25 protein-coding genes are annotated in these 25,264 nt (G+C 59.4%); 19 read left to right on the forward strand and 6 right to left on the reverse strand.

Annotation, left to right across the window (positions count from 1 at the left end; translation table 11 throughout):
• The 4 genes from rpmA to ACIF4X_RS17625 all read left to right on the forward strand — a co-directional run.
• Positions 1-233 (forward strand): 50S ribosomal protein L27 (gene rpmA / locus ACIF4X_RS17610; protein WP_397483124.1); only part of this gene is annotated, 233 nt, incomplete at its 5' end.
• 193 nt (positions 234-426) lie between these two features.
• A complete protein-coding gene (gene cgtA / locus ACIF4X_RS17615; protein ID WP_064392401.1) occupies positions 427-1,650 on the forward strand; it encodes an Obg family GTPase CgtA in 1,224 nt (407 codons plus the stop codon).
• Positions 1,651-1,773: 123 nt separating this feature from the next.
• Complete coding sequence (gene proB / locus ACIF4X_RS17620) at positions 1,774-2,892, forward strand: glutamate 5-kinase (protein ID WP_160060141.1); 1,119 nt, start codon at positions 1,774-1,776, stop codon at positions 2,890-2,892.
• 10 nt (positions 2,893-2,902) lie between these two features.
• Complete coding sequence (locus tag ACIF4X_RS17625; protein ID WP_102900531.1) at positions 2,903-3,370, forward strand: CreA family protein; 468 nt, start codon at positions 2,903-2,905, stop codon at positions 3,368-3,370.
• Between the two features lie 175 nt (positions 3,371-3,545).
• Here ACIF4X_RS17625 and rpsT read toward each other — a convergent pair whose 3' ends face one another.
• Positions 3,546-3,818 carry a 30S ribosomal protein S20 gene (rpsT, locus tag ACIF4X_RS17630; RefSeq protein ID WP_003228351.1) on the reverse strand — a complete coding sequence of 91 codons (273 nt, stop codon included), beginning with the start codon at positions 3,816-3,818 and terminating at the stop codon, positions 3,546-3,548.
• Between the two features lie 252 nt (positions 3,819-4,070).
• On the opposite strand from rpsT, the gene murJ reads away from it, so the two are divergent.
• The 6 genes from murJ to ispH all read left to right on the forward strand — a co-directional run bounded on the left by murJ (position 4,071) and on the right by ispH (position 11,568).
• Complete coding sequence (gene murJ / locus ACIF4X_RS17635; protein WP_397483125.1) at positions 4,071-5,609, forward strand: murein biosynthesis integral membrane protein MurJ; 1,539 nt, start codon at positions 4,071-4,073, stop codon at positions 5,607-5,609.
• A 129-nt stretch (positions 5,610-5,738) separates the two neighbouring features.
• Positions 5,739-6,677, forward strand: coding sequence for a bifunctional riboflavin kinase/FAD synthetase (gene ribF, locus ACIF4X_RS17640; RefSeq protein WP_008078544.1), 939 nt, complete (start codon positions 5,739-5,741; stop codon positions 6,675-6,677).
• Positions 6,678-6,690: 13 nt separating this feature from the next.
• Entirely contained in the window at positions 6,691-9,522 is a 2,832-nt protein-coding gene (ileS, locus tag ACIF4X_RS17645) for an isoleucine--tRNA ligase (protein WP_397483126.1), read from the forward strand.
• The gene (lspA, locus tag ACIF4X_RS17650) at positions 9,515-10,027 is read left to right on the forward strand and encodes a signal peptidase II (RefSeq protein ID WP_397483127.1); all 513 of its coding nucleotides are present in this window, start codon (positions 9,515-9,517) and stop codon (positions 10,025-10,027) included. The genes ileS and lspA overlap by 8 nt, the downstream gene beginning before the upstream one ends.
• Before the next feature lie 7 nt (positions 10,028-10,034).
• Positions 10,035-10,472, forward strand: a complete 438-nt coding sequence (gene fkpB, locus ACIF4X_RS17655; RefSeq protein ID WP_178087437.1) for an FKBP-type peptidyl-prolyl cis-trans isomerase — start codon at positions 10,035-10,037, stop codon at positions 10,470-10,472.
• Between the two features lie 151 nt (positions 10,473-10,623).
• On the forward strand, positions 10,624-11,568 hold the full coding sequence (gene ispH / locus ACIF4X_RS17660; RefSeq protein WP_397483128.1) for a 4-hydroxy-3-methylbut-2-enyl diphosphate reductase: 945 nt from the start codon (positions 10,624-10,626) through the stop codon (positions 11,566-11,568).
• Here the strand turns inward: ispH and ACIF4X_RS17665 are convergent.
• Complete coding sequence (locus ACIF4X_RS17665; protein ID WP_397483129.1) at positions 11,540-12,094, reverse strand: GspH/FimT family pseudopilin; 555 nt, start codon at positions 12,092-12,094, stop codon at positions 11,540-11,542. The genes ispH and ACIF4X_RS17665 overlap by 29 nt on opposite strands.
• 130 nt (positions 12,095-12,224) lie before the next feature.
• Between ACIF4X_RS17665 and ACIF4X_RS17670 the strand changes: the two genes are divergently transcribed.
• From ACIF4X_RS17670 to thiO, 7 genes are read left to right on the forward strand one after another with little or no spacing between them, the layout of a single operon-like run.
• Positions 12,225-12,698 (forward strand): GspH/FimT family pseudopilin, encoded by a 474-nt coding sequence (locus ACIF4X_RS17670; RefSeq protein WP_397483130.1) that lies wholly within the window; start codon positions 12,225-12,227, stop codon positions 12,696-12,698.
• Entirely contained in the window at positions 12,695-13,144 is a 450-nt protein-coding gene (gene pilV, locus ACIF4X_RS17675) for a type IV pilus modification protein PilV (protein WP_397483131.1), read from the forward strand. Before ACIF4X_RS17670 ends, pilV begins: the two co-directional genes overlap by 4 nt.
• On the forward strand, positions 13,141-13,854 hold the full coding sequence (locus ACIF4X_RS17680; RefSeq protein ID WP_397483132.1) for a PilW family protein: 714 nt from the start codon (positions 13,141-13,143) through the stop codon (positions 13,852-13,854). The genes pilV and ACIF4X_RS17680 overlap by 4 nt, the downstream gene beginning before the upstream one ends.
• An 11-nt stretch (positions 13,855-13,865) precedes the next feature.
• Complete coding sequence (locus ACIF4X_RS17685) at positions 13,866-14,345, forward strand: PilX N-terminal domain-containing pilus assembly protein (protein ID WP_397483133.1); 480 nt, start codon at positions 13,866-13,868, stop codon at positions 14,343-14,345.
• Complete coding sequence (locus tag ACIF4X_RS17690; RefSeq protein WP_397483134.1) at positions 14,332-17,415, forward strand: pilus assembly protein; 3,084 nt, start codon at positions 14,332-14,334, stop codon at positions 17,413-17,415. The genes ACIF4X_RS17685 and ACIF4X_RS17690 overlap by 14 nt, the downstream gene beginning before the upstream one ends.
• Before the next feature lie 15 nt (positions 17,416-17,430).
• The gene (locus ACIF4X_RS17695; protein ID WP_397483135.1) at positions 17,431-17,832 is read left to right on the forward strand and encodes a type IV pilin protein; all 402 of its coding nucleotides are present in this window, start codon (positions 17,431-17,433) and stop codon (positions 17,830-17,832) included.
• A gap of 57 nt (positions 17,833-17,889) precedes the next feature.
• Positions 17,890-18,990, forward strand: a complete 1,101-nt coding sequence (gene thiO / locus ACIF4X_RS17700; protein WP_397483136.1) for a glycine oxidase ThiO — start codon at positions 17,890-17,892, stop codon at positions 18,988-18,990.
• Between the two features lie 124 nt (positions 18,991-19,114).
• On the opposite strand, the gene ACIF4X_RS17705 is transcribed toward thiO, so the two are convergent.
• From ACIF4X_RS17705 to ACIF4X_RS17720, 4 genes are all read right to left on the reverse strand, one after another.
• Positions 19,115-20,461 carry a sigma-54-dependent transcriptional regulator gene (locus tag ACIF4X_RS17705; RefSeq protein ID WP_397483137.1) on the reverse strand — a complete coding sequence of 449 codons (1,347 nt, stop codon included), beginning with the start codon at positions 20,459-20,461 and terminating at the stop codon, positions 19,115-19,117.
• Complete coding sequence (locus ACIF4X_RS17710) at positions 20,458-22,047, reverse strand: sensor histidine kinase (protein ID WP_397483172.1); 1,590 nt, start codon at positions 22,045-22,047, stop codon at positions 20,458-20,460. The genes ACIF4X_RS17705 and ACIF4X_RS17710 overlap by 4 nt, the downstream gene beginning before the upstream one ends.
• Positions 22,037-22,279 carry a PP0621 family protein gene (locus ACIF4X_RS17715; protein ID WP_038361669.1) on the reverse strand — a complete coding sequence of 81 codons (243 nt, stop codon included), beginning with the start codon at positions 22,277-22,279 and terminating at the stop codon, positions 22,037-22,039. Before ACIF4X_RS17715 ends, ACIF4X_RS17710 begins: the two co-directional genes overlap by 11 nt.
• Before the next feature lie 126 nt (positions 22,280-22,405).
• The gene (locus ACIF4X_RS17720; RefSeq protein ID WP_007909854.1) at positions 22,406-23,422 is read right to left on the reverse strand and encodes an outer membrane protein assembly factor BamD; all 1,017 of its coding nucleotides are present in this window, start codon (positions 23,420-23,422) and stop codon (positions 22,406-22,408) included.
• A 151-nt stretch (positions 23,423-23,573) separates the two neighbouring features.
• Between ACIF4X_RS17720 and rluD the strand changes: the two genes are divergently transcribed.
• Positions 23,574-24,536 (forward strand): 23S rRNA pseudouridine(1911/1915/1917) synthase RluD, encoded by a 963-nt coding sequence (rluD, locus tag ACIF4X_RS17725; protein WP_007909858.1) that lies wholly within the window; start codon positions 23,574-23,576, stop codon positions 24,534-24,536.
• Entirely contained in the window at positions 24,533-25,255 is a 723-nt protein-coding gene (gene pgeF / locus ACIF4X_RS17730; protein WP_397483138.1) for a peptidoglycan editing factor PgeF, read from the forward strand. The genes rluD and pgeF overlap by 4 nt, the downstream gene beginning before the upstream one ends.
• The last annotated feature ends 9 nt before the right edge of the window (positions 25,256-25,264 follow it).

Genomic DNA, 25,264 nt, shown 5'->3' on the forward strand with positions numbered 1-25,264 from the left:
GTACCCGTAACGGTCGCGACTCAGAAGCCAAACGCCTTGGCGTTAAGATGTATGGCGGCCAGAAAATCATTCCGGGCAACATCATCGTGCGTCAGCGCGGCACCCAATTCCACGCTGGCTACGGCGTTGGCATGGGTAAGGATCACACCCTCTTCGCGAAAATCGAAGGCGTGATCAAGTTTGAAGTAAAAGGCGCGTTCAACCGCCGTTATGTGAGCGTTGTCGCCGCTTAATTGCGCGATCGCTGGAAGAGCCCTGTCTTGCGACGGGGCTTTTTCGTTTGTGGGGTGAGTCTCTTGCAAAACTGTTTGTATGGGCTGTCGGCGTGCGATGCAGGTCGTGTTTTGGGGTCGCTGCGCTCATTTTTGCAAGAGTCTTATGTCTTGATTGTTTTTCGGCTCGTCCGTACGGCGAGAGGCGTTGGTTATGAAGTTTGTTGATGAAGTATCGATTCGCGTAAAGGCTGGTGACGGTGGCAACGGTGCCATGAGTTTCCGTCGGGAAAAATTCATCGAAAACGGTGGCCCGAACGGCGGTGATGGCGGTGACGGCGGTTCCATCTACATGATGGCTGACGAAAACCTCAACACCTTGGTGGACTACCGTTACACCCGGCACTTCGATGCCGAGCGTGGCTCCAACGGTGGCAGCACCGACTGCACTGGCAAGAAGGGTGAAGACCTGATCCTGCGCGTGCCGGTCGGCACCACGGTGATCGACTCTGCTACTCAGGAAGTCATCGGCGACCTGACCAAGGCTGGCCAGAAACTGATGGTAGTGCAGGGCGGCTGGCACGGTCTGGGTAACACCCGTTTCAAATCCAGTACCAACCGTGCGCCGCGTCAGACCACGCCGGGCAAGCCGGGTGAGCAGCGCGACCTGAAGCTGGAAATGAAAGTGCTGGCCGACGTCGGTCTGCTCGGTTTGCCGAACGCCGGTAAAAGTACCTTTATCCGTTCCGTATCGGCCGCCAAGCCGAAAGTCGCTGACTATCCGTTCACCACGCTGGTGCCGAACCTCGGTGTGGTCAGCGTCGACCGCTGGAAGAGCTTCGTCGTCGCGGATATCCCGGGTCTGATCGAAGGTGCTTCTGATGGCGCTGGCCTGGGCATTCGCTTCCTCAAGCACTTGGCGCGTACCCGTCTGTTGCTGCACCTTGTCGACATGGCGCCGCTGGATGATTCCAGCGCACCGGATGCGGCGGAAGTGATCGTCAACGAGCTGATCAAGTTCAGTCCGTCCCTGGCTGAGCGTGATCGTTGGTTGGTGTTGAACAAGTGCGACCAGATCCTTGAAGAGGATCACGAAGAGCGCGTCAAGGAAATCGTTGATCGCCTCGAGTGGACCGGTCCGGTTTACGTGATCTCGGCTATCGCCAAGATCGGTACCGAGCGTCTGTGCCACGACATCATGCGTTACATGGAAGACCGTGCTGATCGCCTTGCTGCCGACCCGGCGTACAAGGAAGAGCTGGCCGATCTCGATCAGCGCATCGAAGATGAAGCGCGTGCACAGTTGCAGGCGCTGGATGACAAGCGTGCCCTGCGTCGCAGCGGCGTGAAGTCGGTCCATGACATCGGTGACGATGATTGGGACGAAGAAGATGTGGATGACGAAGACGGTCCGGAAATCATTTACGTGCGTGACTGATTCGTTGCAGTAAACTTAAGCGCCGCTCAATCGAGCGGCGTTTTAGTATCTGGAAATCGCAAGTCACAAATAACGTCATGGGCGGCGCTGGGTCGCGCTGCCCTCAAGCTAAGGTTGAAGATGATGCGGAGCAAGGTGACAGGTGCGCAGCGTTGGGTCGTGAAGATCGGCAGCGCTTTGCTGACAGCTGATGGCAAGGGGCTGGATCGCGCGGCAATGAGTGTCTGGGTCGAGCAGATGGTGGCCTTGCATGAGGCTGGCGTCGAGTTGGTGCTGGTGTCCTCCGGAGCGGTGGCGGCCGGCATGAGTCGTTTGGGCTGGACCGCACGACCCAGTGCGATGCATGAGCTCCAGGCGGCTGCAGCGATTGGCCAAATGGGTCTGGTGCAGGCGTGGGAGTCGAGCTTCGCCGAGCATGGCCGGCACACTGCACAGATCCTTCTGACGCACGACGACCTGTCCGACCGCAAGCGTTACCTGAACGCCCGCAGTACCCTGCGCGCACTGGTCGAGCTGAAAGTCATCCCGGTGATCAACGAAAACGACACCGTGGTCACTGACGAAATCCGTTTCGGCGACAACGACACGCTGGCGGCGCTGGTGGCGAACCTGGTCGAGGCGGATCTGCTGGTGATCCTTACCGATCGCGACGGCATGTTCGACGCCGATCCGCGCAACAACCCTGATGCGCAGATGATTTACGAGGCGCGTGCAGATGATCCTTCTCTCGATGCGGTCGCCGGCGGTACGGGTGGTGCGCTGGGTCGTGGCGGCATGCAGACCAAGTTGCGTGCGGCTCGATTGGCTGCGCGTTCCGGTGCGCACACTATTATCGTCGGTGGGCGTCTTGAGCGCGTGCTCGATCGTCTGAAGGCGGGTGAGCGCATCGGCACGTTGCTATCGCCCGAGCGCGGCATGCTTGCAGCGCGCAAGCAATGGCTGGCCGGGCATCTGCAAACTCGCGGTACGCTGGTGCTGGATGATGGCGCGGTGTCGGCGTTGTCCAAGGGCAACAAAAGTCTGCTGCCCGTCGGTGTGAAGTTGGTGCAGGGTAGTTTCCGTCGCGGCGAAATGGTGGTCTGTGTGGCGCCTGATGGTCGTGAGATTGCCCGTGGCCTGGCCAATTACAGCGCGTTGGAGGCACAAAAAATCATCGGTCAGTCGTCGGATGCGATTGTCGGTTTGCTCGGTTACATGGCGGAGCCGGAACTGGTTCACCGTGACAACCTGATTCTGGTCTAAGGAAAACTCGATGCGTTTAGCAAAAGGATTGTTGGGCTTGCTGATGGCGCTGCCATTGCTGGCCTCGGCCGAAGAAATCGGTCAGGTGTCGACGGTGTTCAAATTCGTCGGCCCGAATGACCGGATCGTCGTCGAAGCATTCGATGACCCGAAGGTTGAAGGGGTGACCTGCTACCTGTCGCGCGCCAAGACTGGCGGCGTTAAAGGTGGTTTGGGCTTGGCTGAAGATCGCGCAGAGGCCTCGATTGCTTGCCGTCAGGTTGGCCCGATCAAGTTCAAGGGTGATCTGAAAGATGGCGATGAGGTGTTCAAGGAGCGCACTTCGCTGGTGTTCAAGACCATGCAGGTGGTGCGTTTCCTCGACAAGAAGCGCAACACGCTGGTGTATCTGGTTTATAGCGACCGCTTGATCGAAGGCAGTCCGCAGAATGCCGTGACTGCCATCCCGATCCTGCCGTGGGTGCCTGTCCAGCAATAACACCGCAAACCCAAATGTGGGAGTGAGCTTGCTTGCGAAGAGGTCCAGTCAGTCGATAGAAGTATCAACAGACAGGTCGCGTTCGCGAGCAAGCTCGCTCCCACATTTTTTATTGGCTGAATTTCAGGCAATAAAAAACCGACCCTAAGGTCGGTTTTTTAATGACTACGTCGGATTAAGCAGCTTCTTTCAGTGCTTTGACGTGGCCATTCAGACGGCTCTTATGGCGAGCAGCCTTGTTCTTGTGGATGATGCCTTTATCGGCCATACGGTCGATAACTGGCACAGCCAGAACGTATGCAGCTTGAGCTTTTTCAGCGTCTTTTGCGTCGATGGCTTTAACTACATTCTTGATGTAGGTGCGAACCATGGAACGCAGGCTGGCGTTGTGGCTGCGACGCTTCTCAGCCTGTTTTGCACGTTTTTTGGCGGAAGGTGAGTTGGCCACCGTCGAGCTCCTCGAAAGACTTTTTAGGAAATAGCAAACAAAATAGGCCGCGAATCATGCCGATGAGTTGAAGTCTTGTCAAGGGCACTTGAAACGTTCCGCTAAGTGGTAGGTATAAAGAGGCGGGATATTTATTTCCGGCGCTTGACCTGTAAACTCGCGAGCTTTGGCTCTGTGCTGCTGCGGCGCGGAGTATCGCACAAGTAGGCGCTTTGTTCGCCTGCTGTTTATCGACAGGCACAAATTCCCTCAATGAATCTGCTCAAATCGTTGGCCGCCGTCAGCTCTATCACGATGCTTTCCCGGATTCTGGGCTTTGTTCGTGACACGCTGATTGCCCGTACATTCGGCGCCGGGATGGCGACGGATGCCTTCTTTATTGCCTTCAAATTGCCCAATCTGCTGCGCAGGATCTTCGCCGAGGGTGCTTTCTCTCAGGCTTTTGTGCCGATTCTTGCCGAATACAAAAGTCAGCAGGGCGAAGAAGCGACCCGTACCTTCATTGCCTATGTATCGGGTTTGCTGACACTGGTACTGGCGATCGTCACGGCGCTGGGCATGATTGCCGCGCCCTGGGTGATCTGGGCCACGGCCCCGGGTTTTACCGACACACCGGAAAAATTCCAGCTCACCTCTGATCTGTTACGGGTGACCTTCCCTTATATATTGCTGATCTCCCTGTCCTCGCTGGCCGGGGCAATCCTCAATACCTGGAACCGTTTCTCGGTGCCGGCTTTCGTGCCGACGCTGCTTAACGTCAGCATGATCGTGTTCTCGCTGTTTCTCACGCCGTACTTCGATCCGCCGGTCATGGCCCTCGGCTGGGCGGTGCTGGTCGGTGGTCTGGCGCAATTGCTCTATCAACTGCCGCACCTGAAAAAGATTGGCATGCTGGTACTGCCGCGCCTGAATCTGCGCGATACCGGCGTATGGCGCGTGATGAAACAGATGCTGCCGGCGATTCTCGGCGTGTCGGTCAGCCAGATTTCGCTGATCATCAACACCATCTTCGCCTCGTTTCTGGTCGCAGGCTCAGTGTCGTGGATGTATTACGCCGACCGCCTGATGGAGTTGCCATCCGGCGTGCTTGGCGTGGCGTTGGGGACGATTCTGTTGCCGACACTGGCGAAAACTTACGCGAGCAAAGATCGCCACGAGTATTCGCGGATTCTCGATTGGGGCCTGCGCCTGTGCTTCGTGCTGGTGCTGCCGTGCTCGCTGGCGCTGGGGATTCTCGCGGAGCCGTTGACCGTTTCGTTGTTCCAATACGGCCAGTTCAGTGGCTTCGACGCCGAAATGACTCAGCGGGCATTGATTGCCTACTCTGTCGGTTTGCTCGGGATTATTGTGATCAAAGTGCTGGCGCCGGGCTTTTACGCGCAACAGAACATCCGTACCCCGGTGAAAATCGCAATTTTCACCTTGGTAGTTACCCAGCTGTTCAACCTGGTGCTGATTGGTCCGCTGGCGCACGCCGGTCTGGCCTTGGCGATCAGTGCGGGTGCGTGTCTGAACGCCGGGCTGCTGTTCTATCAGCTGCGCAAGCAGCAGATGTACCAGCCGCAGCCGGGTTGGGCCAAGTTCGGTTTCAAACTGGTGGTGGCCGTGGCGGTGATGTCCGTGGTGCTTCTGGTCGGCATGCATTTCATGCCAGCGTGGGATCAGGGGCACATGCTTGAGCGCTTTCTGCGTCTGGGCGCATTGGTCGCGGCGGGCGTGGTCGCTTATTTCGGTATGTTGCTGCTGCTCGGTTTTCGCCTGCGCGACTTCAATCGCAAGGCCTTGAGCTGAGGTTTTACCCTTTATAAACAGGCCCGGGCCGGCAGTTTTGTCGGCTCGATCACTTTGCGTTACGGTGTTGCCTGTCGTCGACCGTCGGGTGTGGTTATAATCGACCACTTTATGAGCAAGAAGCGCGTTATGCAGCTGGTTCGAGGCCTCCACAACTTGCGCCCCCAGCATCGGGGCTGCGTCGCCACTATTGGCAACTTTGACGGTGTTCACCGTGGTCACCAGGCTATCCTGGCCCGACTGCGTGAGCGTGCGCTCGAGTTGGGCGTACCCAGCTGCGTGGTGATTTTCGAGCCGCAGCCACGGGAGTTTTTTGCCCCCGAGACTGCGCCGGCGCGTCTGGCAAGGTTGCGCGACAAGCTGCAACTGCTGGCTGCCGAAGGCGTTGACCGGGTCTTGTGCCTGGCCTTCAACCAGCGCTTGAGCAAGCTCAGCGCGAGTGAGTTCGTCGACACCATCCTCGTTGATGGCCTTGGCGTACAGCATCTGGAGGTCGGTGACGATTTCCGCTTCGGCTGCGACCGTCTCGGCGATTTCGACTTCCTGCTGCAGGCCGGGCAGATGCACGGTTTTACCGTTGAAGCGGCACAAACCGTCGAGCTGGACGGTATTCGTGTCAGCAGCACGCAGGTGCGTAACGCCTTGGCCGCTGCCGATTTTGCCCTGGCCGAACGCTTGCTCGGCCGCCCGTACCGGATCGCCGGTCGCGTGCTGCACGGCCAGAAACTGGCCCGGCAACTGGGTACGCCCACGGCCAACATTCAACTCAAGCGTCGTCGCGTGCCGTTCACCGGGGTGTATCTGGTGGATGTCGATATCGACGGCAAGACCTGGCCCGGCGTCGCCAATATCGGCGTGCGCCCCACGGTACAAGGTGATGGCAAGGCCCACCTTGAAGTCCATCTTCTAGATTTTGCCGGCGATCTGTATGACCGGCGTTTGACGGTGGTTTTCCACCAAAAGCTGCGTGAAGAGCAGCGCTTCGCCTCTCTGGAGGCATTGAAAACGGCGATCAATGCGGATGTCGCCACCGCCCGTGCACTAGCCGCACCTAGCGCCCATCGCTAATGAAGAGCCTTAAATGACCGACTATAAAGCCACGCTTAACCTTCCGGACACCGCCTTCCCAATGAAGGCCGGCCTGCCACAGCGCGAACCGCAGATCCTGCAGCGCTGGGACAGTATTGGCCTGTACGGAAAGTTGCGCGAGATTGGCAAGGATCGTCCGAAGTTCGTTCTGCACGACGGCCCTCCGTATGCCAACGGCACGATCCACATCGGTCACGCACTGAACAAGATTCTCAAGGACATGATCATCCGCTCGAAGACCCTGTCGGGCTTCGACGCGCCGTACGTTCCGGGTTGGGACTGCCACGGCCTGCCGATCGAGCACAAAGTTGAAGTGACCCACGGCAAGAACCTGGGCGCGGACAAGACCCGCGAACTGTGCCGTGCCTACGCCACTGAGCAGATCGAAGGGCAGAAGTCCGAATTCATCCGTCTCGGCGTGCTGGGCGATTGGGCCAACCCGTACAAGACCATGGACTTCAAGAACGAGGCTGGTGAAATCCGCGCCCTCGCCGAAATCGTCAAGGGCGGTTTCGTGTTCAAGGGCCTCAAGCCTGTGAACTGGTGCTTCGATTGCGGTTCGGCCCTGGCCGAAGCGGAAGTCGAGTACGAGAACAAAAAGTCCTCGACCATCGACGTTGCGTTCCCGATCGCTGACGAAGCCAAACTGGCTGCCGCGTTCGGTCTGCCATCGTTGAGCAAGCCTGCCTCGATCGTGATCTGGACCACCACCCCGTGGACCATCCCGGCCAACCAGGCGCTCAACGTTCACCCGGAATTCAACTACGCCCTGGTTGATGTCGGCGACAAGCTGCTGGTATTGGCTGAAGAACTGGTCGAAGCCTGCCTGGCGCGCTACAGCCTGGAAGGCTCGGTCATTGCGACCACCACCGGTAAAGAGCTGGAGCTGATCAATTTCCGTCACCCGTTCTATGACCGTCTGTCGCCGGTGTACCTGGCTGACTACGTTGAACTGGGCGCTGGCACCGGCGTGGTTCACTCCGCTCCGGCCTATGGCGTGGACGACTTCGTGACCTGCAAGAAATACGGCATGGTCAACGACGACATCCTCAACCCGGTGCAGAGCAACGGCGTTTACGTGCCGTCGCTGGAATTCTTCGGCGGCCAGTTCATCTGGAAGGCCAACCCGGCGATCGTCGACAAGCTGACCGAAGTCGGTGCGCTGATGCACACCACCGTCATCGAACACAGTTACATGCACTGCTGGCGCCACAAGACTCCGCTGATCTACCGCGCCACTGCGCAGTGGTTCATCGGCATGGACAAAGAGCCAACCAGCGGCGACACCCTGCGTGTGCGCTCGCTCAAAGCCATCGAAGACACCAAATTCGTGCCGGCCTGGGGCCAGGCGCGTTTGCACTCGATGATCGCCAACCGTCCGGACTGGTGCATCTCGCGTCAGCGTAACTGGGGCGTGCCGATCCCGTTTTTCCTGAACAAGGAAAGCGGCGAGCTGCACCCACGCACCGTCGAGCTGATGGAAGAAGTCGCCAAACGCGTTGAAGTCGAAGGCATCGAAGCCTGGTTCAAGATGGACGCTGCCGAGCTGCTTGGCGACGAAGCGCCGCTGTACGACAAGATCAGCGACACCCTCGACGTCTGGTTTGATTCGGGCACCACGCACTGGCACGTTCTGCGCGGTTCGCACCCGATGGGTCACGAGAGCGGCCCGCGTGCCGACCTGTACCTGGAAGGTTCCGACCAGCACCGTGGCTGGTTCCACTCGTCGCTGTTGACCGGTTGCGCCATCGACAATCACGCGCCGTACCGCGAACTGCTGACCCACGGTTTTACCGTCGACGAAGCCGGCCGCAAGATGTCCAAATCGCTGGGCAACGTGATCGCGCCGCAGAAAGTCAACGACACCCTGGGCGCCGACATCATGCGTCTGTGGGTCGCTTCGACCGACTACTCCGGCGAAATGGCGGTTTCCGACCAGATTTTGCAACGCAGTGCGGACGCCTATCGTCGTATCCGTAACACCGCACGCTTCCTGCTCTCGAACCTGAGCGGGTTCAACCCGGCCACCGACATCCTGCCGGCTGAAGAAATGCTCGCGCTGGATCGTTGGGCGGTTGACCGCACCTTGCTGCTGCAACGCGAGCTGCAAGAGCACTACGGCGAATACCGTTTCTGGAACGTCTACTCGAAGATCCACAACTTCTGCGTGCAGGAGCTGGGCGGCTTCTACCTCGACATCATCAAGGACCGTCAGTACACCACTGGCGCCAACAGCAAGGCCCGCCGTTCGGCGCAAACCGCGCTGTTCCACATCTCCGAAGCGCTGGTGCGCTGGATCGCGCCGATCCTCGCCTTCACCGCCGACGAACTGTGGGAATACCTGCCGGGCGAGCGCAATGAGTCCGTCATGCTCAACACCTGGTACGAAGGTCTGACCGAACTGCCGGCCGACGTTGAACTGGGTCGCGACTACTGGGAACGCGTAATGGCGGTCAAAGTAGCGGTGAACAAAGAGATGGAAATCCAGCGCGCGGCCAAGGCCGTCGGTGGCAACCTGCAAGCCGAAGTGACGCTGTACGCCGAAGACGCGCTGAGCGCTGACCTGGCCAAGCTGAGCAACGAGCTGCGCTTTGTCTTGATCACCTCGACGGCCAGCGTTGCGCCGTTCGTACAGGCTCCAGCCGATGCAGTAGTGACTGAAGTCAGCGGCCTGAAGCTGAAAATCGTCAAATCGGCCTTCCCGAAGTGCGCCCGTTGCTGGCACTGCCGTGAAGACGTCGGTGTGAACCCGGAACATCCGGAAATCTGCGGCCGTTGCGTCGACAACATCAGCGGCGCTGGCGAGGTTCGTCACTATGCCTAATGCCGTTGGCCGTTTTGGACGGTTGAGCTGGCTCTGGTTGAGTTTGCTGGTTCTGGTCATTGACCAGGCCAGCAAGTTCTACTTTGAAGGCAAGCTCGAAATGTTCCAGCAGATCGTGATCATTCCCGATTACTTCAGCTGGACCCTGGCCTACAACACTGGCGCTGCCTTCAGCTTCCTGGCTGACAGCTCCGGCTGGCAGCGCTGGCTGTTCGCCCTGATCGCGATTGTGGTCAGTGCGGTGCTGGTGGTCTGGCTCAAGCGTCTGGGCCGCAACGAGACCTGGCTGGCCATCGCGCTGGCGCTGGTATTGGGCGGTGCGCTGGGCAATCTGTATGACCGCATTGCCTTGGGCCATGTGATCGATTTCATTCTGGTGCACTGGCAGAACCGCTGGTACTTCCCGGCGTTCAACTTCGCCGACAGCGCCATTTCTGTTGGCGCGGTGATGCTGGCACTGGATATGTTCAAAAGTAAAAAGACCGGAGAAGCCGTTCATGACTGAACAGGTATTGGCTGAGCAACGCATCGGCCAGAACACGGAAGTCACCTTGCACTTTGCATTGCGCCTGGAGAACGGCGACACCGTCGACAGCACGTTCGACAAAGCCCCGGCGACCTTCAAGGTCGGCGACGGCAACCTGCTGCCGGGTTTCGAAGCGGCGCTGTTCGGCTTCAAGGCTGGCGACAAGCGTACGCTGACCGTCGAGCCGGAAAACGCTTTCGGCCAGCCGAACCCGCAGAACGTGCAGATCATCCCGCGTTCGCAGTTCGTCGATATGGAGCTGTCACCAGGTTTGCTGGTGATCTTCAACGATGCGGCCAATACTGAGCTGCCGGGCGTGGTGAAAGAATTCGATGACACGCAAGTGACCATCGACTTCAACCACCCGCTGGCGGGCAAGACGCTGACCTTTGACGTGGAAATCATTTCCGTCAAAGCGCTGTAACTGACTGTATAAGGTCAAATGTGGGAGCGAGCTTGCTCGCGAAACCGGTGTGTCAGCTAACAGAGATGTTGAAGGTGACGCCCCCTTCGCGAGCAAGCTCGCTCCCACAGTAGTTATTCATTGTTTTCGCGCGCAAGACACGAGGCACAGCATGCAAATCAAACTCGCCAACCCCCGTGGCTTCTGCGCCGGCGTGGACCGGGCGATCGAAATCGTCAACCGCGCTCTGGAAGTCTTCGGGCCGCCGATCTACGTGCGTCATGAAGTGGTGCACAACAAGTTCGTCGTCGAAGACCTGCGCAGCCGCGGGGCGATCTTCGTCGAAGAGCTGGATCAGGTGCCGGACGACGTCATTGTGATCTTCAGTGCTCACGGCGTATCCCAGGCCGTGCGTACCGAAGCCGCCGGCCGTGGCCTGAAAGTATTCGACGCCACCTGCCCGCTGGTGACCAAGGTGCACATCGAAGTGGCGAAATACAGCCGCGACGGTCGCGAGTGCATCCTGATCGGCCACGCCGGTCACCCGGAAGTAGAAGGCACCATGGGCCAATACGACGCCAGCAATGGCGGCGCAATCTACCTCGTCGAAGACGAGAAAGACGTGGCCGAGTTGCAGGTGCACAATCCGGAAAAACTGGCTTTCGTTACCCAGACCACGTTGTCGATGGACGACACCAGTCGCGTCATCGATGCCTTGCGCACGCGCTTCCCGGCCATCGGTGGACCGCGCAAGGATGACATTTGCTACGCCACGCAAAACCGTCAGGACGCGGTCAAGCAACTAGCTGACGAATGCGACGTTGTATTGGTGGTTGGCAGCCCGAACAGCTCCAACTCCAACCGCTTGCGTGAACTGGCCGAACGCATGTCCACGCCGGCTTACTTGATCGACGGCGCTGAAGACATGCAGAAGAGCTGGTTCGATGGCGTTGAGCGCATCGGCATCACTGCCGGCGCCTCCGCCCCGGAAGTACTGGTGCGCGGTGTGATTCAGCAATTGCAGGCCTGGGGCGCCACCGGTGCCGATGAACTGGCCGGGCGAGAAGAGAACATCACGTTTTCTATGCCTAAAGAGCTGCGCGTGCGTTCGATCTGACGCTTTTGGTTTTTTGACACAACGCCTGTTCAGCGCTTTTGCTGTTCAGGCGCACGCGACCGGTCGCCGCCAGCACGATCTGGCGCTGGCTGACCGGCTCGCGAGTCGAGCAGACATGAAGTGTCCCTGCCTGAAACGCCCGCCCGGGCATCAGTGGTTGCCCCAGACTGCTGAAACGTACGTAACGACTCACCGACCAATTGCCGACAATCGGCACCACTGTGCCATTCACATTTTCTTGTAGCAGTGGATTGCCACTGTCCTCCGGCCCCTTGCCGCTGATATCCAGAATGATCCGCCAGCCCTGGCTCCAGTCACCGTTGATGCCATGAATCACGATGCTCTGATTGCGCGTGATGGCCATGGTGCGGGCGTTACGAAGGCCATCGAGCAAGGCTTGCGCAGCCTGATCCCGGTGATTCGATTCTCTGAGTGTGGCAAACGCCGGACCGACCAGTAGCAGAACAATTGCGCCAATTGCCAGTCCCATAAGCAGTTCGATCAGGCTGAAACCCTGTTGCGGCATGAAGACTCCCTCCGTGGAGTGTGATGAACGGCGCGCTCCGTGCACCGCGCAGGGCAAATCAACCGACACAGGTCGGTCGAATGTTCTAGCGTGTAGAAGCAGGTATAGCCGACGGCAACGGAGGGCATCGATGGATCTTCGTACAAAAGGTTTCACGCTGATCGAGTTGCTGGTCGCGCTCGCGATCTTCGTGATCCTGATTACCCTGGCAGTGCCAGCCTTCACCCGCTCGATACAAGGCAGCAAGGCCGATACCGAAATGGGCGACCTGCAGCGCGCGATCAATTTCGCCCGCCTGGAAGCGATTGATCGTGGCACTACCCTGCGTCTGCGCCCGACCGCCGGGGGCAGCGTCTGGACCGGCGAGTTATCGGTCTACGACAGTACTGGCACTCCGGCCAATGTGTTGCGGGTTGTTCCCGCGATGAGCAGCGGCGCGACTCTGACGCTACCCTCAGGAGTGACCGCAATGGATTTCAACAATCTCGGTGGTCTGGCAGCGCCGTCGACGGCGGTGGTCATCAGCTACACGCTGGGAACGCAAAGCAGGACGCTGAACGTGTGTTTGAACGGACGAATTCAATTGGGTGGAAGTTGCGGATGAGGGCAGGGAGTCAACACACACAGCAGGGCATGACGCTGATCGAGGTGCTGGTCGCGTTGCTGATTCTGACGGTCGGACTGCTCGGTGCAGCGGCGGTGCAACTCAATGCGCTGAAGTACACCGACAGCTCGCGGATGACCAGTCAGGCCAGTTTCATCGCCTACGACATGATGGACCGCATCCGCGCCAACTCCGGCGCCGACTACACCGTCACCCCACCGACCTCGGGCAACTTGAGCGTTGCGCGGGATCAGGATCTCTACGACTTCTCGACCAATATCATCAACTTCGGCGGGCCGACCGCGACCGGCAGCATCACCCTCAATCAGCGGGTTTACACCATTACCATCAACTGGAGCGATGCGCGGGCAGCCAACACCGTCAGCGCTCAGCGCAGTTTTGTCCTGACCAGCCGCGCTGCCGTCGACCCGGTGGCGACACCATGACGCGCCATCAGCGGGGTTTCGGCCTGATCGAGCTACTGATTGCGCTCGCACTGGGCTTGATCATCGTGCTGGGGGTCGTGCAGATTTTCATCGCGGCGAAAAACACCTACGTCAGTCAGAACAGCGCCGCGGCGATGCAGGAAGACGCACGTTTTGTGCTGAGCAAAATGATTCAGGAAATTCGCATGGTAGGGATGTTCGGATGCCTCGGCACCATTACGGACTCCAGCTCGGCGGGGGATTTCAATGCGTCGCAGATAGCGCCGATCAGTTGGGACAACGCCAACCTGAAACTGACGCTGGTCACCGCCGATATCGGCAGCGGCGGCGGCACGCCGACCTGGACGGTGGTTTCCGATTGCCGCAACAGCGCCACGGCGTATACGGGTTTACGATCGGCGGCGAGCGGGCAGATTGCCTTCCCGATCCGGCGTCTGATCTACAGCTTCAGCAACAACCAGATTCTCATGGGCACCGGTAGCGGCACGCCCACCCAGCAGGTATTGGTGAACAACGTCAGTGCTTTCAACGTGACGTTTGGTCTGGCCAGTTCGGCGACGGATGTGGCGGCCTCGACTTACAGCGCCAACCCCAGTGACCCGGCACGCATTCGCAGTGTGCGCCTGAGCCTGACCCTCACCGACCCCAACAGCCGGGTCGCCACGCAAACTTTCAACGTGGTTGCCGCTTTGCGCAACCGTTTGCAGTGAGGGTCGTGGCGATGCGGATTTCTCTTCATGACCGGCAAGCGCAACGCGGCATGGCGTTGCTGGTCAGTCTGGTGTTTCTGTTGTTGCTGACGCTGATCGGCCTGTCGTCGATGCAGAGTGCCAACCTGCAGGAAAAAATGGCCGGTAGCGTCAGTCTGCGTAATCAGTCGTTTCAAACTGCCGAGGCGGCGTTGCGGGTGGGTGAGAGTGCGGTGCAACTCGACAGCTACACCCTCGCGGTTTGCAGCGGGACCACGCAATGCGCTCCGCCTGCGGAGTCATCGGTGGTCAGTGCGGCGGGGCTGAATTCAACTTCGGGTGTGACGTGGATCGCTTCCGGTAATGGTTTCTATGGTGTGCAGAATATTGGCACCACGCTCACGGCAGTGAACGTGCCGAGTAACACCTCGGCGACGTTGTATCGGGTCACCGCCGTTGGTATCGCCGGCACTTCGCGTAGCGTGGTGGAGAGTGTCTATGCGAAGTATTGAGCGCTACAAGTCGCTGCTGTTCGGCATGCTGATGAGCTTTTACCTGACGGCGCCGGCGTATGCGTTCACGCCGTCTGATTCGCCGCTGTTGAGTGCAGCAGCGGTGGCACCCAACGTCATGTTGCTGATCGATGACTCGGGGAGTATGAACAGCATCATTTATGCGTCCGGATTCGATCCGACGGTTGATCGCACACCGGCGCGGCAGTGCAACGCATTGCTCGGTTTGTGCCTGAGTTCGACGGCGATCACCGGCGACACGATCTTTCTGTCGAGCCTGCCAACATCAGGCTGTTCCGGCGGCGCCTATGCGTTCTACAACAACAGTCTGGCGCCGTTGTGTCTAAAACTGCCGGATCCGGTGGGCGGTGGCAACACGCGCTATTCCGGGGATTACATTTCCTACGTCGTCGGTCTGGCCATCAACAACGGCACGCGCGATTTCACCACAGGGGCGATTCCCAACGACTACCGCATCAACGTTGCGCGTAACGTCTCGACGGCGCTGGTCACCAGCAACCGCACGTTGCGTATCGGCCTGTCGACGTTCAACCCGGCCACCAGCAACAACTCCGGTAACGGTGGTTTCATCGCCCGTTCGATCAGCGATCTGTCGCCGGTCTCCGGCAGCGTGACTCAGGCGCAGGCAGACACCAACTACAACGCACTGATCTCATCGATCAATGGTTTAAGTGCTGTGGCCAACACGCCATTGGCTGAAACCTATTACGAAATCACCCGCTACATGCGCGGCATGGCGCCTTACTACAACAGCACTCCGGCGACCTATACCAGCCCGATCCAGTACCGCTGTCAGAAAAACTATGGCGTGGTGATTACCGACGGTTTGCCGACCTTCGACCGGACCTTCCCGACTAACGACCCGTTGGGCGGCAGCCGTTTGCCGAATTGGGACGGCGTCAACAATGACGGCAACAACCTTAATGGCGATAACGAAGGCGACACGTTGTATCTGGATGACATCGCCAAGTTCGCCTTCGATATCGACATGCGCTCGAGCGGTACTGACGCGGCGGGCAAGAGCTGGAACGCGGTGGATTTTCCCAAGCAGAATATGAATACCTATACAGTCGGTTTTACTGCCGACAACGACATGCTGTCGGACGCGGCCAGCTACGGACAGGGTCGGTATTACCAGGCGACTGACAGCGTTGGGCTCAACGCGGCGTTGTCGTCGGCCTTGAGTGATATTACCTCCAAGGCCGGTTCCGGCGGCAGTGGTGTCACCAGCGGCACCACACTGGCGAGCGGCACCAGTTACTTTCAGACCAGTTACGACCCCAAGGACTGGCGCGGCACGATCAAATCTTTCGGTTTTACGGCTGCCGGGGCGGTGAATGCCTCGGCGGCACTCTGGACCACCGACACGACCATCGTGTCGGGAGCCACTGCACCAACTTATCAATCGTGGAATACCGCGAACAATGCCGCGGTGACGCTCGCCTACGGCAACTTCGCCACCGCGCAACAGACGACACTCAGCCAAGGCCTGCCCACCGGCATCACCGGCAGTGATCTGGTGGAGTGGAGCAAAGGCACCAACAAAACCGGGCTCAAGGTGCGTAGCGTGCTGCTCGGCGACATCATCAACTCGCCGTTGGTGCTGGCGTCACCGACGGACAAGACCGCCTCCGACCTATCCGGTGACACCACGTACACCGCTTACCTGACCACCAAAGCGGCAAATATGAATGCCAGTCTGGTGGTGAACGCCAACGACGGTTTCGTCAACGTCATCAACTCGGCCAACGGCACCCGTCGTTACGCTTATATGCCTTCCAGCGTATTGCCGTCGCTGCGTCTGATTGCCGATCCGAATTACATCAACGGTGTCAGCCACAAGTTTCTGGTCGACGGCCAAGTGGGGGTGTATGACGCCCAGCTCAATGGCGCTTGGAAAACCCTGGCCATCGGCGGCACCGGTGCCGGAGGCAAGACTTTCTATGCGCTGCAGTTGTTCGACGCTTCGGCGGGCAACGTTTTGCGCGCATTGTGGGAAGTCAGCGCCCCCGCGACCGCAAGCACCGCCAACGCTTTTAATGATCTGGGCTACGCCTACGCACGGCCGGAAGTGGCACGCTTGGCCGACGGTCGCTGGGCGGCGTTTATTTCCAACGGTTACGGCAGCAACTCCGGTGTGGCCGCGCTGTATGTGCTGGATGTACGCGACGGTTCGCTGATCAAGAAGATCGTCATCGACAGCACGGAAACCACCAACGGCTTGTCCTCGGTAAAGCTCAAGGTCAACTCTTCAAATGTCGTGCAGGCCGCGTATGGCGGTGACTTGAAAGGGCGTTTATGGAAATTCGATTTGAGCGCTACGTCGACCGACAGTTGGGGGGTGGCGTTTTCCGGTAAACCGCTATTCACCACGGCGGGCGGGGCGACTCAACCGATTACGGCGCAACCGTTACTGGCGGACAATTCACTGGGCGGCAAACAGATCTTTGTCGGCACCGGTAAATTCAACGAGACGGCTGACAAGACCAACAAGGATTTGCAGGCGTTCTATTCGGTGTGGGATGCCGATGGCGGCTCCGGGCAGCTCACCGTCAGCAGTTTGCAGGCGCAGGCCATCACGGGAGTTTTCTCCGGCAGTAGCGGGCAGTTCGTGACAACGACGCAGAACGATACGACTTATCCAGGAGAGAAGGGCTGGTACCTGCCCTTGGTGTATAACAACGCGCTGATCGGTGAGCGCGTGATCAATCAGGCCAGTCTGGTGCTTGGGCGAATCGTCTTCACCACCGCCAGCGTCGATACCACCGATCCCTGTTCTAGTTTCGGAACCGGCAAAGTGGCCGAGGTCGATGCGTTCAGCGGTAAGATGCTCAACTATGCAGTGTTCGATACCAACGGGGATGGAGTGGTTGACAGCAGCGACACGATTTCCAGTGGTGTGATATTTACCGGTGGCATTCCGACCCTGAACGCCATCGTCAACGGCGCAACACGCAAAATTTTTAACGATTCCAGCGGTAACATCACTACCTTGGTGGAAAAGGGCGGCGGTGGCAGCCGTCGTATCATGTGGCGACAAATACAGTAAGTGAGAGTTTGAGGCATGCGCAGAATCAACCGAGGCTTCACCCTGATCGAAATCATGATCGTGATTGCGATCATCGGGATCGTCGTCACCATCGCCGCACCGAGCTATACCGAGTACCTGAAAAAGGGCCGTCGCGCCGAAGTGGTGTCGCTGCTCTCGGAGCAGGCACAGAGCCTCGAACGTTTCTACACCAAGAACAATGTCTATACCGGCATCACCGGTCTGAGCACGGGTAATGATTTCTACACCCTTACCCCGACCATCGCTGACCAGACCTTCCTGCTGACCGCCACGCGTAAAACGGGTACGTCGATGGCCACCGACAAGTGCGGGGATTTCACCCTGACCAACACCGGTGTCCGCAGCATGAACAACGCGACCACCGGGCTGACCACCAAGGATTGCTGGGGCCGCTGAGGCGCTTTCTCTCGGGTGCCTTTTGCGCCCACTGTCTTTTTTACGGTTGGATCAAACATGACCAGGCAACAGCAAGTGGTGATTGTCGGTGGCGGGGTGATTGGCCTGCTGACCGCCTACAATCTCGCCTCCGAAGTGCGCAGCGTGGTGCTGCTGGATCGTTCGAACCTCGGCCAGGAGTCGTCCTGGGCCGGCGGCGGTATCGTTTCGCCGCTGTATCCGTGGCGCTATAGCCCGGCAGTCACCGCACTGGCGCACTGGTCGCAGGATTTTTATCCACAGCTCGGCGAGCGATTGTTCGCTGACACCGGGGTCGATCCTGAAGTGCACACCACCGGCCTGTACTGGCTGGATCTGGATGATGAAGCTGAAGCGCTGGCCTGGGCCGAACGGGAGAACCGTCCGCTGCGGGCTGTGGATATCTCGGCGGCGCATGATGCGGTGCCGGTGCTCGGCGGCGGGTTTTCGCGGGCGATCTACATGGCCGATGTCGCCAACGTGCGCAATCCACGTCTGGTGAAGTCGCTGAAAGCGGCGTTGCTGGCGTTGCCGAATGTGACGATTCAGGAGCAATGCGAGGTCAGCGGGTTTGTTCGCGAAGATGGTCGGGTTGTTGGCGTCGAGACTTGCCGTGGCGTCATCGCTGGCGATCAGGTTGTCCTGACGGCGGGGGCGTGGAGCGGTGATTTGCTCAAGACACTGGATCTGACACTGCCGGTCGAGCCGGTCAAAGGTCAGATGATTCTCTACAAGTGCGCGGCGGACTTCCTGCCGAGCATGGTGCTGGCGAAAGGGCGTTATGCGATCCCGCGTCGCGACGGGCATATTCTGATCGGCAGCACGCTGGAGCACGAAGGCTACGACAAGACGCCGACCGAGGTGGCGCTGGAAAGTCTCAAGGCCTCGGCGGTGGAGTTATTGCCGGCGCTGGCGGACGCCGAAGTGGTCGGGCACTGGGCGGGGTTGCGTCCGGGTTCGCCGGAGGGCATTCCGTACATTGGCCGGGTGCCGGGGTTCGACGGTTTGTGGTTGAACTGCGGGCATTACCGCAATGGGCTGGTGCTGGCGCCGGCGTCGTGCCAGTTGTTTGCTGATGTGATGCTGGGAAGGGCGCCGATTATTGATCCGGCGCCGTATGCGCCTGAGGGCCGCATTTAGTTTCAAATTCCTGGGTGTCTGTTAGATCGCCATCGCGGGCAAGCCCGCTCCCACGGGTTTTTGTGGTGTACACGAATTGTGCGCACACCACGGTAACTGTGGGAGCGGGCTTGCCTGCGATGCCTCAATCCAAACCTAGTTTTTTCAGGCGATAACGCATCGACCTGAACGAAAGACTCAACCGCTGCGCCGCCGCCGTGCGATTCCAGCGCGTTTCTTCCAGCGCCTGCAAAATCAGCTTCCGCTCAACGTTCTCCAGATAATCCTCAAGATTATCGATCTGGGTCAGATCGGCAGCGCCGCCATCTGCCGCGCAGTTACCTTCGCTCAAACGTAAATCTTCAGCCTCGATCGTGCGGTTTTCGCACAAGGTGTGCGCTCGTTCGAGCACGTTTTCCAGCTCCCGCACATTCCCCGGAAACCGATAGTTCTTCAGCGCTTCCAACGCCTGCCCATGCAAGCGCGCCACTGGTTGACCAGTGTCCCTGGCCAAACGCTTGAGCATATGCGCTGCCAGCACTTCAATGTCGTCACGCCGCTCACGCAGCGACGGTACGCGCAGTTCGATTACGTTCAAGCGGTAATAAAGGTCCTGACGAAAGCGTTCGGCCGCGACCTCCGCATCGAGATCCTTGTGCGTGGCACAAAGGATCCGCACATCGACCACGCTTTCCTGCTGTCCGCCGACACTGCGCACGGCTTTTTCCTGAATCGCCCGCAGCAGTTTGACTTGCATCGACAACGGCAAGTCCGCCACTTCATCAAGAAACAACGTGCCGCCATTGGCTGCCTGAAACAACCCGGGCTTGTCCTCGACCGCGCCAGTGAAACTGCCTTTGCGATGGCCGAAAAACTCGCTTTCCATCAGCTCCGAGGGGATTGCCCCGCAGTTGACCGGCACGAACGGCTGGCTGGCGCGCGGCCCCTGCTCATGAATCAGGCGAGCGACCAGTTCCTTGCCACTTCCCGACTCGCCACTGATGTAAACCGGTGCCTGACTGCGAGCGAGTTTGTCGATTTGCTTGCGTAGACTGCGCATCGGCGGCGAATCGCCCAGCAAGCGTCGTTCAATCGTTGTAACGCTGCCTCCTGCCGCCGGCATGCGCAGCGCCGTGCCGACCAGTTCGCGCAGGCGGGTGAGGTCCACCGGTTTGGTGAGAAAGTCGAAAGCACCTGCTTTCAACGCGTTGATGGCCGTTTCCAGACTGCCATAGGCGGTGATCATCGCTACGGGCAGTTGTGGATAACGTTGCTGAATGTGCTGCACCAGTTCCAGCCCCGTACCGTCGGGCAGGCGCATGTCGGTCAGGCACAGGTCAAAACGCTCGCGGTTCAACAGCGCCTGGGCTTCGCTCAGGTTGCGTGCACTGTAGGTGTCGAGTTTCATCCGTCCCAGGGTGATTTCCAGGAGTTCGCGGATGTCCGGTTCGTCGTCGACGATGAGGATTTTTTGCCGTGGGCTCGTATTCAACTTTGTTTCCGTCCGTGAGCAAAGGTGATGCGAAAGCAGCCGCCGCCTTGGCGTGATTGAAAGTCTAGGCGCGCTTGGTTGCTTTCGCACAGCTCACGGGACAGATAAAGCCCAAGGCCGGTGCCCTGGCTGCTGGTGGTGAAGAAGGGTTCGAACAGATGCGATTGTTCATCGGCAGGCACGCCGGGGCCGTTGTCCTGCACTTCGAGGACCGCCAACTGGCTGTCAGGATCGATGAACAGGGCCAGCCAGACTTGCGCCTGATCGTGCAGCAGGGCGCTGTGGCGCCAACCATTGCGTAACAGGTTGTCGAGAATTTGCGTGAGCTGGTTGGGGTCCATCAGCGTGATGAACTCCCCCGAGTTGACCCGCAGATGAATCTGCTGGCGCTCGCTGGCCTGTTCGCGGCTCTCGGCAACGAAGTTTTCCAGCCATGGCTTGAGATCCAGCCGTTGCGGGGCACTCTGTTGGCGGCGGGACAGTTGCAGGACGTTTTCGATGACTCGGTTCATGCGCTGGGAGTGGTCTTGAATGATCTGCGTCAGACGCCGATCGGCGCTGTCGAGTTCCTCGGATTCGGCCAATAGCTGTGCGGCGTGACTGATAGCGCCCAGCGGATTGCGGATCTCGTGGGAGATGCCGGCGGTCAAGCGGCCGAGCGCGGCAAGTTTCAGTTGCTGGGCTTGTTGGGCGATTTGCGCGAGGTCTTCGAGAAATACCAGGGTTTGCTGGTTCGGGCTTTGTTCGAGGGCGATGAAGCTCGGTTGCAGTTCGAGGCCGTTACCGGGGATTTTCAGGCTCTGTGGCCGCAGGGTCGGGTTATTCATCCACAACTGCAGGCGATCGACCAGCGCGGTGGAGTAATCATCGATCAAATGCCCCTGAAGGTGCGACTGCGCGAGCAGGGTTTGTGCGCTTTGGTTGGCCAGTTGCACCCTACGCTCCTCGTCTAGCACCAGGATGCCGGTGCGCATGCGTTGCAGGATCAGCGCGTTGAGGGCTTCGAGCCCCACCACTTCGCTGGCACGGCGCTCAGCCAGGGTTTCGCTGACCTCCAGGCGACGGATCAAGCCTTGCACCAACAGCGAGGCGGCAAAACAAAGCGCGCCGAGGGTGCCGGCCTGCAAATATTCATTGGCGCTCAGGGGGTGGCTGAAGCTCAGCAGAAAGCTCAAGGCAACGATGCCCAGAGCGCCGATCGCGGCGATCAGCAGACCAATTCGACGACGCAGCAAGGTATTGCTGATGGCGACTGAAACAATCAGCAAGTTGCCGAGGGCACTGGCCACGCCACCGGCGGCATAGAACAGACCGCACAGCAACAGCACATCGACCAGCGCCAGGCTGAACAACTGGGCCGGGCGTCGGGTATTTTCAAGAAAGACCACGAGCAGGATGTTGAGAACGAGGTACAGCCAACTGCCGCCGCGCAGCAATTCGTCATTGGCCGACGTCAGCAGGCGGTTGTCCATGTTGCTGGAGATCAGCAGCACCAGGGTGATGCCGACGCTTAAGCGGTACAGATGATAAAGGCGCAGCAGGCGCTGCGCCTGTTTGCTGTCGGCGGGGGTGGCCTCAGCGATCACTGGCACCCGGGCCTTGCTCAAGGTGAGCCTGGCTGCAATACCACTGTTGTTGAACGCTCAGTGCACGATCGCGCGGCAGATGCACGCCGCAATGGGCGCAACGCACCATGGGTGGGGCGTCCTGTTCGCGAGGGGCGCGATTGGATTGATTGGACGCGGCAGGCGCCTTGAATTTACGCCACAGCCATATCGCGGCGAAAATCACGACGATCCAGAACAATAAACGAAGCATGATGAGCGGCTTTTCGACTGATGATCCGGCAGTTTAGCCAAGGACCCGACAAGCGCACAGCCTATTAACGCGCGGCAATAAAAAAGGGAGATCCGCAGATCTCCCTTTTCAGTGCAACCGGAGTGATCAGTCGAACACGCCGAAAGTCATGTAGCTGAACCACGAGCGGTCGGTGTTGCTCGACTCTGGTTCCGGCTCTTCGATCACGTCACCGTTTTCGTCTTTAGGCTTGAGCTCGTTCGGGATCGCGTCTTTCGCGTCCTGGAACTGCTTCTGCACGTCCTGGTTGGCGCGGGTTTCGCCCGGCGGCAGCGGTGGACGCGACTCGATCAGACCCAACGTCGCCTTGCTCAGGAACGAACGGTTGTCGGCTTCGGCAACCCGTGGCACGAACTGGCCGTCTTGCAGGCTCGGGTGGTTCGGGTAGTTGAGCTTCAGGGTTTCGAGGCTGGTGGCCGCCAGTTCATCCAGGTGCAGACGCTGATAGGCTTCAGTCATCACCGCCAGGCCGTCGCCGACCGATGGGGTTTCCTGGAAGTTTTCCACTACATAACGGCCACGGTTGGCAGCGGCTACATAGGCCTGACGGGTCAGGTAGTAGTCGGCCACGTGGATTTCGTAGGCGGCCAGCAGGTTGCGCAGGTAGATCATGCGCTGCTTGGCGTCCGGCGCGTAGCGGCTGTTCGGGTAGCGGCTGGTCAGCTGGGCGAACTCGTTGTACGAGTCGCGCGCGGCGCCCGGGTCACGCTTGGTCATGTCCAGCGGCAGGAAGCGCGCCAGCAGGCCGACGTCCTGATCGAAAGAAGTCAGACCTTTCAGGTAATACGCGTAATCCACGTTCGGGTGCTGCGGATGCAAACGAATGAAACGCTCGGCAGCGGACTTTGCAGCTTCCGGCTCGGCGTTCTTGTAGTTGGCGTAGATCAGCTCCAGCTGCGCCTGATCGGCGTAGCGACCGAACGGATAACGCGACTCCAGAGCCTTCAGCTTGGCTGTGGCGCTGGTGTAGCTGTTGTTGTCCAGGTCAGTCTGAGCCTGCTGATACAGCTCGGCTTCGCTGAGGTTTTCGTCTACGACTTCCTTCGATGAGCAAGCAGCGGTCAATGCGAGGATGGCGATCAGCAGCAGGTGTTTCACTTGCATGGCGGCTTGCGTCCCTATGACGGCCGCTGTCTTGGGCGGGGCCGTCCTGTTATGATGAGCGCCCCGTTGAAAAGCCTCGGGGCAAAAGACGCCGTATTTAACCACAAGCGCGCAGCCGAAACCAAAAGCTGTGCCGACGCACAGTCAGAGCATGTCCGATAAAATTGAACTTCGCGCAGAGGTGCCGTCCGAATTGGGCGGCCAACGCCTCGATCAAGTCGCTGCCCAACTCTTCGCTGAGCACTCTCGCTCGCGCCTTTCCGCCTGGATCAAAGAAGGTCGCCTGACTGTGGACGGGGCGGTCATCCGCCCTCGCGACATCGTGCACGGCGGTGCCATCCTTGAGCTGACTGCCGAGCAGGAAGCCCAGGGCGAGTGGATCGCCCAGGACATCGAGCTCGACATCGTCTATGAAGACGACGACATTCTGGTGATCAACAAGCCTGCGGGCCTGGTGGTGCACCCGGCTGCCGGTCACGCCGATGGCACGCTGCTCAACGCCTTGCTGCACCACGTGCCGGACATCATCAATGTCCCGCGCGCCGGTATCGTGCATCGTCTGGACAAGGACACCACCGGTTTGATGGTGGTGGCCAAGACCATTCAGGCGCAGACAAAGCTCGTTACTCAATTGCAGAGTCGCAGCGTCAGCCGCATCTATGAGTGCATCGTGATTGGCGTGGTGACGGCCGGTGGCAAGATCAACGCCCCGATCGGTCGCCACGGTCAGCAGCGCCAGCGCATGGCGGTGATGGAAGGCGGCAAGCCTGCCGTCAGCCACTATCGCGTGCTGGAGCGCTTCCGTTCCCACACCCACGTACGGGTGAAGCTGGAAACCGGTCGTACTCACCAGATTCGCGTACACATGTCGCACATCAACTTCCCGTTGGTCGGCGATCCGGCGTACGGCGGTCGTTTCCGCATTCCGCCGGCGGCAAACCCGACGATGGTTGAGTCCCTCAAGCATTTCCCGCGTCAGGCCCTGCACGCGCGTTTCCTTGAACTGGATCATCCGACGACCGGTGTGCGCATGAGCTGGGAATCACCGCTGCCAGAAGATTTCGTCTGGTTGCTGACCCTGCTCAAGCAGGATCGCGAGGCGTTCGTCGGATGAACTGGCTGACGCCGGACTGGCCTGCGCCGGCCAGCGTCAAAGCCTGCGTCACCACCCGCGAGGGTGGTGTCAGCGAGGCGCCGTTCGACAGCCTCAATCTGGGTGATCATGTCGATGATCGTCCTGAGGCCGTTGCCGAAAACCGTCGGCGCCTGACCGAGCACTTCTCTATACAGCCTGCCTGGTTGCAGCAAGTGCACGGGATTGCCGTGGCGCATGCCGATCCGGGCATCGTCGCCACCGCTGATGCCAGCTGGACAGCAACGCCGGGTATCGCCTGCGCGGCGATGACGGCGGATTGCTTGCCAGCCTTGTTCTGCGATCGCGCCGGCACTCGTGTCGCGGCCGCTCATGCCGGTTGGCGTGGTCTGGCGGCGGGCGTGCTTGAGGCCACTCTCGACAGCCTCGATGTTCCTGCTGGAGAGGTGCTTGTCTGGCTGGGCCCGGCCATCGGCCCGAAAGCCTTTGAAGTCGGCCCGGAAGTTCGGGAAGTCTTCATCAATCAATTGCCGGAAGCGGCAAATGCCTTCGTGCCGAGTCACAATGCTGGCAAGTTCATGGCTGACATCTATAAGCTGGCTCGCCTGCGTCTGGCTGAACGTGGTGTCACTGCTGTTTATGGCGGCGGTTTCTGCACCGTGACTGATCCTCGCTTCTTTTCTTATCGCCGTGCCCCGCGCACTGGTCGGTTCGCCTCCCTCGTTTGGCTCACCCGCTAAACTGTCTGA

This window comes from Pseudomonas sp. NPDC085632, from assembly GCF_044541255.1.
GTDB lineage: Bacteria > Pseudomonadota > Gammaproteobacteria > Pseudomonadales > Pseudomonadaceae > Aquipseudomonas.